Genomic DNA, 14,231 nt, shown 5'->3' with positions numbered 1-14,231 from the left:
ACCTGCTCATCGGTGCAGTGGTCTTAGGCGGGCCAGAGGCCCGCGCATCCAGGTGCGTGTAGGGGTGTGTCACACACCTGCTCATTGGCGCAGTGGTCTTAGGCGGGCCAGAGGCCCGCGCACTCAGGTGCGTGCGTGGATCAGGAGTTATCGGCAACGGGGACAGGATCGTCGTCGGTATTCCGCTGCTGGTACATCGATGACTCGCAGCAGAGAATGCTGAACCCCCTCTGAGCCAAGGTCCTGCCTCATACCGAAGCTGCTTCACTGCGGTATTCATGCCAGAGACGTCGTAATTCGGTAGCCGGATCACGCCAGTAGCGTTCGGGATCAATCGGTAACGCAGGTAACGTCTTTGTCGTCGGCAATCGGTTGATCACTTCGCGCAAGGCATCCCATGCGGCCTTCGGGCGTCCGTTTGCCGTCCATAACCCCCAGGTGCGTGCTATCCAACTGCTGTCGAAGGGGGGGACGTTCCAATGATCTTCAGGTGGATCAACCATGCCAGCCAGCCAGACAGTGGCTGCGCCGGCGCGGGCCAGATTGACGAGCGACTCTTGCAAGGCGGTTGCAGCCGCTTCTTCGTGCGCAAGAAAGGTCTGAGTCGGTTGCGCAAAGATCTGATCGGCCTGCCAGCCGATCAGGTTGCTGACCGGAGCCGTCGGCCATCCCAGGTCGGCAACGACTACCTGAGCCGCAGCAGAGTCGTTAATTTCTTCAGCTAGTAGACCGGCGACAATCGCATGGCAGAAACAGGCAGCCTCGCCGCGAGCTGGTGGTCCACCACTGAGGGGGGGCCATGGTCCCACACTGACAACTACCGCGCCACCGGCCATCGCGATATCGTAAGGGCGCAGGCTGGCGCGATTGCTTAGGGTGGTGGCATCGACATACCCGAAGAGCTGGTTGGCACCATATGCGCGGGCTTGTTCAGCCAGATCGGCCCACCAGGCTGCCATATCGCGATGATCGGTTGGTGCACGCACGCGCTCGAAACCGGCGGCCAGCAGCCAACCGGTGATCGCAGGATGATCGGCAAAGTTGCCGACGACCTCCCGTAACAGGTATCGTTGTGCTGACCGCATGTCAGGGTCGGCATAGAGATCACGTACCGGTTCGTGACGGTAAAAGGAATTGTCGAGAATGGTCAACGGTGGTACGGTCAGCAAGGCCTGCACCGACTGAGTAGTCAAGGCCTGGGGTGGAATCCCGAGTGCCCAATCAGGCAAATGCAGGGTCGGCCCCAGCGTTGCACTCATAAGAGAGACAACCACCTGTAGATGATTAGATTGGGCCAGATCAAGCCCTCGCTGAAAGCCATTAAGGGTAGCAACCGAGATTCGCTGAGGCCCTGGCTGTACTTCAGCCCAGCGCAGTTCAAACCGTACCTGTTTGATACCAACATCGCGAGCACGCTGTAAAAACTCGCGTAAAGCACCATGGTCGAAGATCGACCAGCTTGCCGCCAGCGCTTGCGGACGCGCCGGCATCGGTGGCCAGATGGTTATTCCGATGTTCATAAGCGTTTGTACATGTCTTGTTCCATCTAACCCAGCATTGCAGACATGGCGCTTATGAGATTAGGCCGCGCCACAGGGTAAATCATCTGCTATGATGGAACCGGCATCGTCTTTGGCTGCCAATGGATCGACAGCAGGTACATATTCCATTATAGTATAACGCTTACTACAGAATGGCGATAGGAGTATAGGATTAGAATGTCTCAGCGCATTGAAATCGTCGTACCTGCCGGACTCGAAGCGTTGGCCCGTACCGAAATGCAACGGATTACCGGATTACGGCTCGATCCAGTTCACAAAGATGGGGTGATCGGCGCCACGATGTACGGTGCGTTGCAGGCACTCTTTCAGCTACGGTGCGTCACATCAATTTATGCAGTACGTCGCTTTGCCATCCCGCGCCCACGCGCACTACTCGGTGACGAGCACTTGCGAGCTGTCTTAGCCACTATCGAGATGGTGCGTCGGCTGCATCCTGCCGGGACCTTTCAGACTCTGTTTCTCAGCGCAGCCGGTGCTGAGAGCAGCGTGTTACAGCGTTTCAAGCATGAACTCTGTACCCGGCTCGGTCTTATGCCTGGTGGAGAAGATGGAGATTTGCTGATCCGGTTACGGCCAGCGCCTGATCGCGATGGATGGGAAGTATTAGTTCGCCTTACACCAAGACCATTGGCGACCCGCTTGTGGCGAGTGTGTAATCGTGAAGGTGCACTCAGTGGCCCGGTTGCCTATGCTATGGCAGTATTAAGTAAGCCACGCGATAACGATAGGATTCTCAATGTAGGATGTGGATCGGGATCGCTGATGATCGAGCGGTTATTTGCCGGATCGGCAGCTCGGGTTATCGGTTGCGATACCGATTCAGAAGCGCTAGCCTGTGCACGGCGGAATCTTGCTGCTGCTGGTTTCAGCAATCGGGTCGAACTGTACGATTGGGATGCGTGCCATCTGCCGTTACCGTCAGGGAGTATCGATGTGGTGCTGGCCGATCTTCCCTTTGGTCATCTGGTTGGTTCACATGCAACCAATCTGACGCTCTACCCGGCACTACTGGCCGAAGCGGCTCGCGTGACCCGTCCTGGTGGGCGGGCAGTGCTGATCAGTCACGAAGTACGATTGATGGAACGATTGTTAGCTGAACTCCCAGGATGGTGCGTCGAACAGCAATTGCGCGTTAATCTCCGTGGGCTTTACCCGCGCATCTTTGTGTTACGACGCAGCTCATCATAAACTGGTCTCTACCCTTCGCTACTGCCCCCTGTCTCGATCTGGGCAGCACGCACAACTTCCAGCCGTTGACGTAGCATATCTAATTGAGCACCAAGTGTATCAATCTCGCGCCGTTCGAGCGCCATAATGCGTAAGAGATGAGCTTTCTGTTCTAACTCGATCCGATCAGTGGTACGCGACAGACGTTGCTCGAGTTCGCGCAACCAGCTATCTACGCGCTCAAGCCAGGAGGTGAGTTGCCGCAGGTATTGCTCGTCGGTCTCTTGTAAGGCGCTCATACGTTCGTCGGCCATCTGGCGCAACTCTTCGAGTCGTTCTTGATTCATCAGGAAACGCTCGGTCGAGAGTCGTTCAATCCGCTTGATCTCGGCATTGATGTCAGGAAGTTTGGCGGCTAACTCTTTTATTTGCGCCGGTAACATTTCAGCAAACAGATCAATCTGCTGTCGAATCTCTTCCAGACGATCAACACGAGTGCGTAGCTCGTCAATTGGTGGGCGCAGGTCTGTAAGTAATTGCTGTGATTCGACGGCCAGGCGGCGCAAATGTTGTTTTTCAATCTGCAAGTCTTCGCTAACGCGCCGTACTTCTTGCATAACCGCAGCGTCAGCTTCGCGCAATCGTTCGAGTTGGAGGGCTAATTGTCGCTGCCGCTCATCAAGCTCTTTGATCTGTGACGCGAGTGCAGCAACTTGCCGTTCCACTTGCTCGATACGGTTGATCCAGCCCGCCAGGAAATCGCGGTCTTGTTTGCGCGCTTCGGCAACCTGCTGAATTTGAGCCTGCATATCGCGGATCGGGCGCAAGCCATCTTCGATTTTAACGAGCGCGGCTGCTACTTCTCGGCGTAGCGCGACGACATCACGGCGTACAATTTCGTTGGCCTGGGCAACGTCACCGGTGTGTCGATCAAAGAGGCTCTGTATTTGTGCAATCGCCCCTTCGTTTTTGCGTACCTGTTCCATCGCCCATTGATACTTGTTGGTCTGGTCTTTCAACAGGCGGCGAAGCTCGTCAATCTGGCCTTGCAGGTAGACGAGTTGCGATTGTTCCTGCGCTCTCAGCCGCTCTTCTTCGTAGCGTGCGGTCAGGTCTGGATTTGACATACTCTCTCCTGATTGGTATGGGTTTAGTATTTTTACACGGTCGTTGTCTGGGCAATGGCAATCGCTTCAGGTAATTTCACCGAGCCGACGTAAAGCGCTTTCCCAATAATGGCCCCTTCGACGCCAAGTTGTGCAAGGCGACGCACGTGTTCGAGGCTGGCGATGCCACCACTGGCGATAATTGCCGGGCCAGTGGGAGAGATCAGCTCGGCCAGGGCGGTAAAATTTGGCCCACTGAGTGCACCATCGCGGCTGATGTCAGTATAAATGATCCGGCGAGCTCCAAGGTTAGTCATCTGTTCGGCCAGGGCGGTCGCCTTCACCGTTGACGTAACCGTCCAACCATCGGTCGCAACTAGGCCGTTGCGGGCATCAATCCCGATCACGATCTGTTCTCCGAAGCGGTTGAGCAAACGGGCAACCAGTTCAGTCTCGACAATGGCCGCAGTGCCGATGATGACTCGTTCGACACCCAACGCGAGCGCCGCTTCAACATCTGATTCACGGCGCAAGCCGCCCCCAAGCTGTACTGGAATCTGCACGGCCTGGGTAATGGCGAGGATGATGTCTACGTTCTGGGGGCGACCGGTGCGGGCGCCGTCGAGATCGACCAGATGTAACCGACCGGCACCTTGCGCTTCCCAATGACGGGCCACTGCAACCGGATCGTCGGCATAAATAGTCATCTGCTCGAAATCACCCTGATACAATCTGACACAGCGACCATCTTTAATATCAATAGCAGGAATAATCTCCATCATGATGCTCCAACTGAATCAGAAGCTCCGCTCCAGCGCACAAAATTGGCTAGCAGGCGTAAGCCATAATCGCCACTTTTTTCTGGATGGAACTGAACGGCTGCCAACCGATTGCGAATAATGACACTGGGGAAAGCGAGGCCATAATCGGTGCGTGCAGCAACCACCGACTCGTCGGCAACGGCACAGTAGTACGAATGCACAAAGTAGACATCAGCGCCGTTGGGAATACCATCGAAGAGAGGGTGGTCACGAAAAGGCGGTGTGATATGAATTTGATTCCAACCGATCTGGGGAATCTTGCCAGCGCTTTCGGGAAGACGGCGCACGGTACCCTGAATGATGTTAAGACAGGAATGGAGACCAAACTCTTCACTTTCACTCAGTAAGACTTGCATACCGACACAAATGCCTAGAAAGGGTGTTCCAGCAGCGATAATGGCCGGTAGCACCTCAGCAATGCCCAGGTGGCGCAGGCTCGCCATCGTATCGGCGGTCGCGCCAACACCAGGCAAGACAACGGCCTGCGCCGAGCGAATAACATTTGGATCATCGGTCACTACAAGCGGAGCACCGACACGTTGTAATGCGCGCACAACGTTTGGCAGGTTGCCGGCGCCGTAATTAATCACTGCAATCATGACACTCCTTGATACCCGGCATGCATTAACAACGGATGCTGATTTTGTAACGTCGTAATGATGTGATCAATGTTAGGTTCGGGGACATCTCCGCCACCCATGGGGTCATGGCCGGGTGCCTTGCCAAGCAGCAGCCGTAAGGTTGCAACAACGCTGGCAGCCAGGGCAGAGAGACTATATCCGCCTTCAAGGACAAATCCAATCCGACCCTGACACAACTCGTTGGCCCAGTCGAGCAGATGTTGTACGATCTGGGCAAAACCTTTGACCGAAAGGGCCATCGGCCCAATGGGATCGCTCCAGTGGGCATCAAACCCTGCCGACACCAAGATAATTTCCGGTTGGAATCTGCGGAGCGCTGGCCCGATGAGCTGCCGGAAGACGCGATCATAGCCCCTATCGCCGGTGCCATAAGGAAGAAGGACATTGAGCGTCGTGCCAGCCGCTGTTCGCGGATCACCCATTTCGTAGATGGCACCAGTACCGGGGTAGAGAGGTGTGGCATGTGTTGAACAGAAGAGTACCCGTCCATCGCGGTAAAAGATGTCCTGGGTACCGTTGCCGTGATGCACATCAAAATCGACAATCGCGATGCGTCGGAGGTGGTAGCGATCGAGCAGAAACCTGGCGGCAATTGCAATATTGTTGAAGAGACAGAAACCCATCGAGCGAAAATCAGTTGCGTGATGTCCCGGTGGTCGCACCAAGGCGAAGGCATTGTGACAACGTCCTTCTACCAGGGCTTCAGCCATACAAATCGTTGCTCCCGCTGCCAGCAGAGCCACATCCCACGAGTCAGCCGTAACGTAGGTGTCGCTGTCAATCTGACCACCGCCATAACTGGCGAGTTGCCGGACACGATGCAGCATCTGCGCGTTGTGTACAGCCAGCAACTCAGTCTCTGTAGCCGGACGGATTGGCAACTGAACGAGATGGGGTAACAAACCGTCAGCCTCGATTGCCCGTCGAATAGCGTGTAGTCGTGCAGCCTGTTCGACGTGACCATGCCACGTGTGAAGATCAAATCGCTGATCGGTTAAAATAGCTGTGGTCATAACCTCTTCTGTACCGTGATGGCAAGCTGTATGATCCATTCACCGCCGTCATTTTCTCCATTGTACCACGACGGCTATCACCACTGGTTCAACGAACGCTCCACAAATGGTATAATCCACTCGCAAATCTGTGCGAATGGAGACAGTCTATGTCGCGTCCGCTTTTGATTTTGGTTGACGGTCATGCCCTGGCGTATCGGGCATTTTTCGCGTTACGTGAGAGTGGCTTACGTTCATCACGCGGCGAGCCAACGTATGCCGTTTTTGGCTTTGCCCAGATTCTGTTGACGACGCTGGCCGATTATCGACCCGATTACGCTGCGGTTGCCTTTGATGTCGGTCGCACGTTTCGTGATGATCTGTATGCTGAATACAAGGCCGGGCGCGCCGAGACGCCAGAAGAGTTTTATCCACAGTTTGAGCGGATGAAACAACTGGTACAGGCCCTGAACATTCCGATCTACACCGTTGAGGGGTATGAGGCTGACGATGTGATCGGAACGCTGGCCCGTCAGGCTGCTACCCAGGGGATCGATACGATTATTCTCACCAGTGATACTGACGTTCTACAACTGGTTGATGAGCATGTGCGGGTTGCGCTGGCAAATCCCTATCGGGGCAAGACAAGCGTCACCTTGTACGATGTTGAGCAGGTACGCAAGCGTTACGATGGACTCGAACCGGCGCAGTTGGCCGATCTGCGCGGCTTGAAGGGTGATTCCTCTGACAATATCCCGGGTGTGCGTGGGATTGGTGAAAAGGGTGCAATTGCCTTACTCAAGCAGTTTGGTTCGCTCGATCATTTGCTCGCGCATATCGATGAGGCCCCGAAGCGGTATCAGGCTCTGTTGCGTGAGCAAGGTGAGGATGCCCGTTTTTCGCGTCAACTGGCGACCATCGCGACCGATGTTCCGATTCAACTCGACCTGCATTCTTGTCGGTTGGGCACCTACGACCGGGCAGCAGTTATAGCACTCTTTCAGGAGCTAGAGTTTGGCGTTGCCTCCAACTTGATCAAGAAACTTCCACCGGTTGTTCAATCGCCAACACTGGCACCACTTCCCGCTGAACTTCCAGCCACGCCGCATGCTGATGGGCCAACGCAACTGGCACTCTTTGCCGGTGACAGTGATACTGCACCCAGTTTGCCAACCGCCGAGCCACCACCGGTGACGATTGTCCGCGATACGAGGGCATTATCAGAACTGGTGGCACGATTGCGCGCAGCGCCTGCCTTCGCGTTCGACACCGAATGTACCAGTCTGCAACCGGTTATGAGCGATCTGGTAGGTATCGCGATTGCCGTGGCCCCCGGTGATGTCTGGTATGTACCGGTTGCTCACCAAGACGGTGAACAGGTGTCACGCGACGAAGTCATCTCTGCCCTGGCGCCATTTTTTGCCGATCCGCAAAAACCGAAATTTGCCCACAATGCTAAGTTTGATATGGAGGTGTTGGCCGGAGCCGGGATTCGAGTTGTAGGGCTAACGTTCGATACCATGATCGCAGCCGCCATGTTGGGGAAACGGCAAGGCTTAAAAGACCTCGCCTTCTACGAGTTAAAATTGCCTGAGCCGCCGACAACCATCGAGGATGTCATCGGTCGGGGGAGCAAGCAGATCAGTTTTGCTGCGGTTCCTATCGAACAGGCTGCGCCGTATGCTGGCGCTGATGCGCTCTACACCCTACATCTGACCGAACGATTACGCAGCCAGTTAGAGACTGATACGGCACTGCGCGATCTCTACTACCGGGTTGAGCTACCGCTGATTGAGGTGCTGACCGAGATGGAATTGACCGGCATCTTGCTCGATCAGATGTATCTGCGCGAGTTGGGTGAACGTTTCGCCCGACGCATCAATGAAGTGGCCGAACGTATTTATCAGCAGGCCGGCAGTCCATTTAATATCAATTCGGGGCAGCAACTTAATGAAGTATTGTTTGAACGCATAGGCATTGATCCCCGTGCACATGGACTAAGCAAGCTCAAAAGTGGCGGCTACTCGATCACTGCCGAGGTGCTGGAAGAGCTGGCTCAACTCTATCCTATTGCGGCCGATATTCTAACCTATCGCCAGTTAACCAAGCTCAAGAGTACGTACATTGATGCGCTTCCCGAACTGGTCAATCCGCGTACCGGGCGCATTCACACCTCGTACAATCAACTTGGTGCTGCCACCGGCCGTTTATCGTCAAATAACCCCAATCTGCAAAACATTCCGGTACGCACTGAAGAAGGACGCGAGATTCGGCGCGCTTTTGTGGCTGCACCAGGACACCGTTTTATTGCTGCCGACTATTCCCAGATCGAGTTGCGTGTCTTGGCTCACATGAGCGGTGATGAAAATCTGATCGCTGCGTTCGAGCAAGGGCTTGACATCCATGCCGCGACTGCGAGTCGTCTCTTTGGCGTGGAGCCGACGGCAGTCGATAAGAACCAGCGTCGGGTTGCCAAGACTGTGGTATTTGGCGTGATCTACGGCATCAGTCCTTTTGGCCTAGCGCAGCGGTTGGGCATCGAGCGCGATTTGGCCCGCCAATTGATCGATAATCTGTTTACTCAGTTCCCTGGTATCCGGCGCTACATCGATCAAACGCTCGACTTTGGTCGCCAACATGGCTACGTGCAAACGCTCTTTGGCCGTCGTCGCATCATGGAAGATCTGCGAGCCAGTGGTGCCCGTCGGGCTGCTGCCGAACGAGAAGCGATTAATGCACCGATTCAGGGAACGGCTGCCGATCTGATGAAGATGGCAATGGTCAATGTTCATCGGGCGCTGCGTGAACAAGGGCTGCAAACCCGCCTGCTCTTGCAGGTACACGATGAATTGATCGCCGAAGCACCTGAAGCAGAAGTGACAACGGCTGCACGGCTTCTGCGCGAAGTGATGAGTGGTGTTTACAAACTAAACGTACCGCTTAGTGTGAATCTTGAAGCTGGCCCCAATTGGGAAGAGATGAGTCCGGTGGTGGGGTAAGACCTGGCAGAGACAGAGTTAGTAGGGTACGGCATAACGCTTTGGCAACCTACCTGAAAGCTCAACCGCAACGTGCAAAATTATCGTAGGCCAGCGAAGCATGGGCATCCTAATTTTTTAGTAAGGTACAGCATGCTTTCCACAAACAGTTTGTTTTACTTATCGTAAGCTCAGTCTGACTCTGTGCGGTACGTGTAGCTATGCGTTCATATACAGAGTTGCAAGCTTGTGAACCGATACCAATCAAAGATGACCGTTTCAATGCTTCTGCGCAATTACCATACGGTTTGCAGATCGAACATATTCGTGCTGCTATGACAGATTTCTTACAGTTCTTACACTTTGTCAATTCTCAATTACACACAAAGGGGATTCAACGTCTTGAGACACTGTTGATGCCGGCGAACTTTAGTAGCATCTTGAGCGATTTTATGGTGTCTGCGATCCCCAAGTATTGCAACACTGTGGTTAAAAACACTTATCACAATGGCTATCCTGATCTGATACCGGCTGGAATGTTTCCAAACAACGCTGTTCAGCACGTTGCAGAGGGAGTTGAGATAAAGGCATCGCGACACCGAAAGGGATGGCAGGGCCATAATCCAGAAGATGGGTGGCTCATGGTGTTTGTATTTGATAGTAACCGTCCTCGTGACACAACACCACGGCCATTCCGTTTTGTTGCCGTCATGGCAGCTCGGCTCCAGAGCAGTGACTGGAGTTTCGCCGGTCGGTCGGCGACGAGTCGCCGAACAATCACAGCAAGCGTCATAGCAACCGGTTATCAAAAATTGGTACAGAATTGGATCTATCGAGATTGAAACATGTCAAGGAACGAATGCTGGCTAAGGTCAGAACCGATCGGTAACGATGCCAGCCGTGGAATCGCCTGGATTGCCATCTCGAAATAGGTGCGATGTCGTTCAACCCCAATACACGTCAGTCCCAACGATTCTGCTGCGGCGACCGTTGAGCCAGCACCCATAAAGGTATCAACAATGATCCCTTGACCAAGTGGCAGGACTGCGCGAACGAGCTGACGCATGAACGACTGTGGTTTGAGGCTCGGATGGTTAGCGATAGCCCGCTCGTTCTGTGGTGTTCGTTCACTGATGATCACGTCATTAAACGGTTGTTCTGTGCTGATACGGCGTAAGCCACCGGTACCATACGTGCGCAAGCAACCGCTGACCGTCATCCCCGGCGGAAGTGGGTTCCGGAAGATGCCCCATGGTTCGTAACAACTGCGTGGCAGCGAACAAACCTCTGGAAATTCGGCTTCAGCATGCTTGGGACGGTCGCCACCGCGAAATGTTCGCACGAGCCTGATAATAGCACCGCGGAATTCCAATCCTCCAGCTACCAGCGCCGAGAACACAAGCTGCGATAATAAGGCGTTACTGGCGATAAAGATATGCCCCCCTGGCACGAGTGCGCGAGCTGCCAGCCTTCCCCATTCTTGAAAAAACGCAGATAGTCGCTCGCGTTCTTTAGGTGTGAGCGCCGTAAAGCGAGGCAGTGGTGCACGATGATGCCCATCGAATGATGGCGGTATTCGCCAGATACCGCCATTCCCATTGGCGCGTTTTTCAAGCTGTTCGAGGTCGAACTCTTTTACACCATAGGGTGGATCCGTTACAATTGCATGAACGCTTGCAGGCGGTATCCGGCGTAGCCATTCAAAACTATCTGCCTGAATAACAACAGATGTGCTAAATGCATGAAATGGGTAATCAAAAGTAAACGGTTCCAGAGATTGCATGTTATGCTGTGCCCCCTTCGATAGATGTACCAAGCTCGTAGACAGGGCTAAGTTCGTGGATCAGTTTTTCTAGTCGGCTTCGTTCTGTCGCATCTGCTGCCAGCAGACTCTTAAAATCAGCAATGCTTAGGATAATGGCCTGAGCAGTTTGTCGTCGGTAAACAACGTATCTTGTGTTACGTTGAACAACGTCATCAAGGACGCGACCAAAGTTGTTTTGAGCCTCTGTTGAGGCAATACGCTTTATGTTCATATATGAAGAGTTGTGGTTATATTAGCTAATATGGCTAATGATACAGATACACTTATCCGCTGTCAACCTGGTACCATGTACGCGCATTTGACCCCAGATACCCTCAAGGCACACTACACTCACAGTAAGCGTTCTGTACAGTAATGATCGTAGGCCAGCGTACAATTTTCGTATTGTCAGGATGACCACGGACATTGCCAGTTTTGTTATGATCAACACAATACGATGAATAGCCATCACCATTGATGGTGTGGAGGAAGTATGGATACCCAACCACCAACCTTTTCCGTCGTTGCGCCGGTGTATAACGAAGAACAACTGATTGCCGAGTTTTGCCGTCGGGTGATTGCGGCGCTTGAACCGCTTGGTGAGCCGTTTGAGTTGATTCTGGTGAATGATGGCTGTCGCGATCGTTCACCAGATATTATGCGTGAATTGCATCAACGTGATCCGCGGATCAAAGTGATCAATTTTTCGCGCAATTTTGGTCATCAGATCGCGATTACGGCCGGTACCGACTATGCTACCGGTCGGGCCGTCATCGTGATCGACTCCGACTTGCAAGACCCGCCCGAAGTCATTCCTGATCTGATAGCCCGTTGGCGCGAAGGGTATCAGGTTGTCTATGGCGTGCGCGAAGAACGTCAGGGTGAGACCTGGTTTAAGAAGACGACCGCAGCGATCTTCTACCGACTGATTGTGCGGATCACGAATGTCAATATCCCGGTTGATACCGGTGATTTTCGCCTGATGGATCGTAAGGTGGTCGATGCGCTGAAACGCATGCGTGAGCATCATCGTTTTATGCGTGGTCTGTCGGCATGGGTTGGTTTTCGGCAAACTGGTGTGCTCTACTGTCGCCATGCCCGTGCTGCCGGCACAACCAAATATCCGCTGCGAAAGATGCTGCGCTTCGCGCTTGACGGTATTACCAGCTTTTCGTATTTACCGCTCCAACTGGCAACCTATGTTGGGTTCATTGTGGCTGCAATTAGCATCATCTTTTTGTTTGTGGTGTTCGTGATGCGGCTTTCTAATCCGGCAGCGACTGAACCGGCATTTTACGGTCAGGCCAGTACCCTGGCCAGTGTGCTCTTCCTTGGTGCTGTGCAGCTCATTTCACTCGGTATTATCGGTGAGTATGTTGGACGCATTTATGACGAAGTGAAGGGTCGGCCTCTGTACATTGTGGCCGAGACGTTAGGTATTGCTGAAACACCTGCAACATCGGCGGATGATGTTCGTACTACTCATAAGGAACAATCACCGGTAATCAAGTAGGAGGAAGTTACGAGTCAACGTATGCCAAGAGGAGGAGCTATGAATTCGCGTTTGACATTTGTGAGTGGGTTCATTTTGTTGCTGATCATTGTCGGCGTCGGTCTGAGCACAATGAAGTACGTACAGGTCGACGAAGGCCAGGCTGCGATTGAATTGGTGCAGGGTCGGATTGTCGCTGTCCATGGGCCAGGACCGATCTTCCGTCCGTTTGCGCCTTTCACCGAGATACAGCTCGTAAATATTCGTCGGCAAACCCGTCAGATTTCACAGAATGTCGCCAGTAGTGATAAGCAGTTGTACGACATTGACATTCAGGTTGATTTTCGGCGTTTACCTAACGAAGATGCACTCAGAGCGGCGTATGCTGAAATTGGTGTCAGTGACCAGCAGTTGAACGAATTCCTCGATGGGTTCATTAACGATGCACTCAAGAGTGCCAGTACCCAGTTTACTCTCGATGAAGCACTCTCTGACCGGGGCGCGTTCGCTGAACGGATACGTCGCTTTCTCACCACTTCTCCTGGTGATGGGCAGCGAGCGCCGGTCGATCAGCTTTACATTACGATTGAGGCGGTGAAGGTGCTCGATATTAAGGTTGGTGAGACGTATGCGCAGTTGCTGGCCGAAAAGGCCAATCTCGAAGTACAGATTGAGACTGAACAGAAGCGACGGCAGCAAATTGAGGCCCAGCAGGCGAATAATCTGTTCCAGGCCGAGCAAGAAGCGCTAGTCGCGCTCACGCGCGAGCGGGGTATTACAGCGGCTGCGCTTGAGGCGGCTAACCGCGAAGCTCAGATACGAGCGATTGAGGGTCGCTACTGGCGCGAAAATCCCGAGCTGTTTGAGCTGCGCAAACGTGAATTACTGGTCGAGATGATGAGCAAGGGGAATATCTGGTTTATTGACCCCAATACCAATTTGACCATTTTGCTCAATAATCAGGCTGCCGATGGTCAGGCATTGGTTGTTCCGCAACCGAAACCGGCACAACCGACACAGCCGGCGCCGTCGGAAACGCCGTAGGGTTTGACACAAAGACAACAAACGGTTTGTTCCTGGTTGAGGAGGTCACGCAAATAGTCTGACCTCCTCGTATGCTGTTTTACGGCTCCTGGTTAGAGTATCCTTACTGTTTGAGTAATGATGCGACTGTCGTGACGAAGATGAGACCACCGATCAAGATGAGTAGTCCGCCAGCGAAACCAAATAGTGCTGTCGGCAACCAGATTTCCCACGAAGTAACCATTGCCACTTGTGGACGCTGTGGATTATACCTGACATCTACCTGATCGCCTATCTGGTATGCCGGAGGGTTGCCTCCCTGTTCGTTCTCGAATCGAATGGTCTCGCCAGCAGCAGTCTGAAATTCCACAATGGGATAGTAGAAGGTTTTGTCGCCGCTGTTGGTGTTGATAATGCGAGGGTTCATGTCAACCACTTTGCCGCTCGTCGGGATCATCGTTTTCAGTGTTTGGGTGATATTGGCATACGCTTGCCATCCTAGTGCCGACAGGAATATGCCGATGGCGAGCAAGAACAATCCAGCCAGAAAAGGTTTCATTATGCACTCCGTATTCGCGATATTTTGTTGATCAAGAGACAAAGAATTGTTAGAACGGATCGTTGTTTGCTTCTATAAGGATACCC

The 14,231-nt window shown here is 53.4% G+C and carries 13 protein-coding genes; 5 read left to right on the top strand and 8 right to left on the bottom strand.

Going from position 1 to position 14,231, the window contains the following annotated elements; genetic code table 11:
• Positions 1–248: 248 nt before the first annotated feature.
• Complete coding sequence (locus JE47_RS0110170) at positions 249–1,520, bottom strand: hypothetical protein (protein WP_031459651.1); 1,272 nt, start codon at positions 1,518–1,520, stop codon at positions 249–251.
• A gap of 198 nt (positions 1,521–1,718) precedes the next feature.
• Here JE47_RS0110170 and JE47_RS0110165 point away from each other — a divergent pair, with 198 nt between their 5' ends.
• Positions 1,719–2,750 carry a methyltransferase domain-containing protein gene (locus JE47_RS0110165; RefSeq protein WP_031459650.1) on the top strand — a complete coding sequence of 344 codons (1,032 nt, stop codon included), beginning with the start codon at positions 1,719–1,721 and terminating at the stop codon, positions 2,748–2,750.
• Between the two features lie 8 nt (positions 2,751–2,758).
• Here the strand turns inward: JE47_RS0110165 and JE47_RS0110160 are convergent, their stop codons facing one another.
• Genes JE47_RS0110160 through JE47_RS0110145 form a run of 4 tightly spaced genes read right to left on the bottom strand, consistent with a single transcriptional unit; the run spans position 2,759 to position 6,310 of the window.
• Positions 2,759–3,856, bottom strand: a complete 1,098-nt coding sequence (locus JE47_RS0110160) for a hypothetical protein (protein ID WP_031459649.1) — start codon at positions 3,854–3,856, stop codon at positions 2,759–2,761.
• Between the two features lie 32 nt (positions 3,857–3,888).
• The gene (gene hisA / locus JE47_RS0110155; protein ID WP_031459648.1) at positions 3,889–4,614 is read right to left on the bottom strand and encodes a 1-(5-phosphoribosyl)-5-[(5-phosphoribosylamino)methylideneamino]imidazole-4-carboxamide isomerase; all 726 of its coding nucleotides are present in this window, start codon (positions 4,612–4,614) and stop codon (positions 3,889–3,891) included.
• Positions 4,614–5,255, bottom strand: coding sequence for an imidazole glycerol phosphate synthase subunit HisH (hisH, locus tag JE47_RS0110150; RefSeq protein WP_031459647.1), 642 nt, complete (start codon positions 5,253–5,255; stop codon positions 4,614–4,616). Before hisH ends, hisA begins: the two co-directional genes overlap by 1 nt.
• Complete coding sequence (locus JE47_RS0110145) at positions 5,252–6,310, bottom strand: histone deacetylase family protein (RefSeq protein WP_031459646.1); 1,059 nt, start codon at positions 6,308–6,310, stop codon at positions 5,252–5,254. Before JE47_RS0110145 ends, hisH begins: the two co-directional genes overlap by 4 nt.
• Positions 6,311–6,459: 149 nt before the next feature.
• Here JE47_RS0110145 and polA point away from each other — a divergent pair, with 149 nt between their 5' ends.
• Complete coding sequence (gene polA, locus JE47_RS0110140; protein ID WP_031459645.1) at positions 6,460–9,288, top strand: DNA polymerase I; 2,829 nt, start codon at positions 6,460–6,462, stop codon at positions 9,286–9,288.
• Positions 9,289–9,488: 200 nt separating this feature from the next.
• Positions 9,489–10,109, top strand: coding sequence for a hypothetical protein (locus tag JE47_RS0110135; protein ID WP_031459644.1), 621 nt, complete (start codon positions 9,489–9,491; stop codon positions 10,107–10,109).
• Here the strand turns inward: JE47_RS0110135 and JE47_RS0110130 are convergent.
• Together JE47_RS0110130 and JE47_RS21320 are read right to left on the bottom strand one after the other, a co-directional pair.
• Positions 10,097–11,050 carry a DNA-methyltransferase gene (locus JE47_RS0110130; RefSeq protein ID WP_031459643.1) on the bottom strand — a complete coding sequence of 318 codons (954 nt, stop codon included), beginning with the start codon at positions 11,048–11,050 and terminating at the stop codon, positions 10,097–10,099. The genes JE47_RS0110135 and JE47_RS0110130 overlap by 13 nt on opposite strands.
• Position 11,051: 1 nt before the next feature.
• Complete coding sequence (locus JE47_RS21320; RefSeq protein ID WP_081910018.1) at positions 11,052–11,303, bottom strand: type II toxin-antitoxin system Phd/YefM family antitoxin; 252 nt, start codon at positions 11,301–11,303, stop codon at positions 11,052–11,054.
• Between the two features lie 261 nt (positions 11,304–11,564).
• Here JE47_RS21320 and JE47_RS0110125 point away from each other — a divergent pair, with 261 nt between their 5' ends.
• Together JE47_RS0110125 and JE47_RS0110120 are read left to right on the top strand one after the other, a co-directional pair.
• Positions 11,565–12,584, top strand: a complete 1,020-nt coding sequence (locus JE47_RS0110125) for a glycosyltransferase family 2 protein (RefSeq protein ID WP_031459642.1) — start codon at positions 11,565–11,567, stop codon at positions 12,582–12,584.
• Between the two features lie 39 nt (positions 12,585–12,623).
• Positions 12,624–13,607 carry an SPFH domain-containing protein gene (locus JE47_RS0110120; RefSeq protein ID WP_031459641.1) on the top strand — a complete coding sequence of 328 codons (984 nt, stop codon included), beginning with the start codon at positions 12,624–12,626 and terminating at the stop codon, positions 13,605–13,607.
• A gap of 103 nt (positions 13,608–13,710) precedes the next feature.
• Here the strand turns inward: JE47_RS0110120 and JE47_RS20500 are convergent, their stop codons facing one another.
• Positions 13,711–14,145, bottom strand: coding sequence for a DUF3592 domain-containing protein (locus JE47_RS20500; RefSeq protein ID WP_051871125.1), 435 nt, complete (start codon positions 14,143–14,145; stop codon positions 13,711–13,713).
• Positions 14,146–14,231 lie beyond the last annotated feature (86 nt).

The sequence above is a fragment of the Chloroflexus sp. MS-G genome (assembly GCF_000735195.1).
In the GTDB taxonomy this organism is placed as follows: Bacteria; Chloroflexota; Chloroflexia; order Chloroflexales; family Chloroflexaceae; genus Chloroflexus.
This window is presented reverse-complemented; position numbering and strand designations above follow the sequence as displayed.

Bases quoted from the DNA above. Each gene is read 5' to 3' on its own strand.
- JE47_RS0110170 (WP_031459651.1), bottom strand. From the start codon at position 1,520: ATGAACATCGGAATAACCATCTGGCCACCGATGCCGGCGCGTCCGCAA.
- JE47_RS0110165 (WP_031459650.1), top strand. From the start codon at position 1,719: ATGTCTCAGCGCATTGAAATCGTCGTACCTGCCGGACTCGAAGCGTTG.
- JE47_RS0110160 (WP_031459649.1), bottom strand. From the start codon at position 3,856: ATGTCAAATCCAGACCTGACCGCACGCTACGAAGAAGAGCGGCTGAGA.
- hisA (WP_031459648.1), bottom strand. From the start codon at position 4,614: ATGGAGATTATTCCTGCTATTGATATTAAAGATGGTCGCTGTGTCAGA.
- hisH (WP_031459647.1), bottom strand. From the start codon at position 5,255: ATGATTGCAGTGATTAATTACGGCGCCGGCAACCTGCCAAACGTTGTG.
- JE47_RS0110145 (WP_031459646.1), bottom strand. From the start codon at position 6,310: ATGACCACAGCTATTTTAACCGATCAGCGATTTGATCTTCACACGTGG.
- polA (WP_031459645.1), top strand. From the start codon at position 6,460: ATGTCGCGTCCGCTTTTGATTTTGGTTGACGGTCATGCCCTGGCGTAT.
- JE47_RS0110135 (WP_031459644.1), top strand. From the start codon at position 9,489: ATGCGTTCATATACAGAGTTGCAAGCTTGTGAACCGATACCAATCAAA.
- JE47_RS0110130 (WP_031459643.1), bottom strand. From the start codon at position 11,050: ATGCAATCTCTGGAACCGTTTACTTTTGATTACCCATTTCATGCATTT.
- JE47_RS21320 (WP_081910018.1), bottom strand. From the start codon at position 11,303: ATGAACATAAAGCGTATTGCCTCAACAGAGGCTCAAAACAACTTTGGT.
- JE47_RS0110125 (WP_031459642.1), top strand. From the start codon at position 11,565: ATGGATACCCAACCACCAACCTTTTCCGTCGTTGCGCCGGTGTATAAC.
- JE47_RS0110120 (WP_031459641.1), top strand. From the start codon at position 12,624: ATGAATTCGCGTTTGACATTTGTGAGTGGGTTCATTTTGTTGCTGATC.
- JE47_RS20500 (WP_051871125.1), bottom strand. From the start codon at position 14,145: ATGAAACCTTTTCTGGCTGGATTGTTCTTGCTCGCCATCGGCATATTC.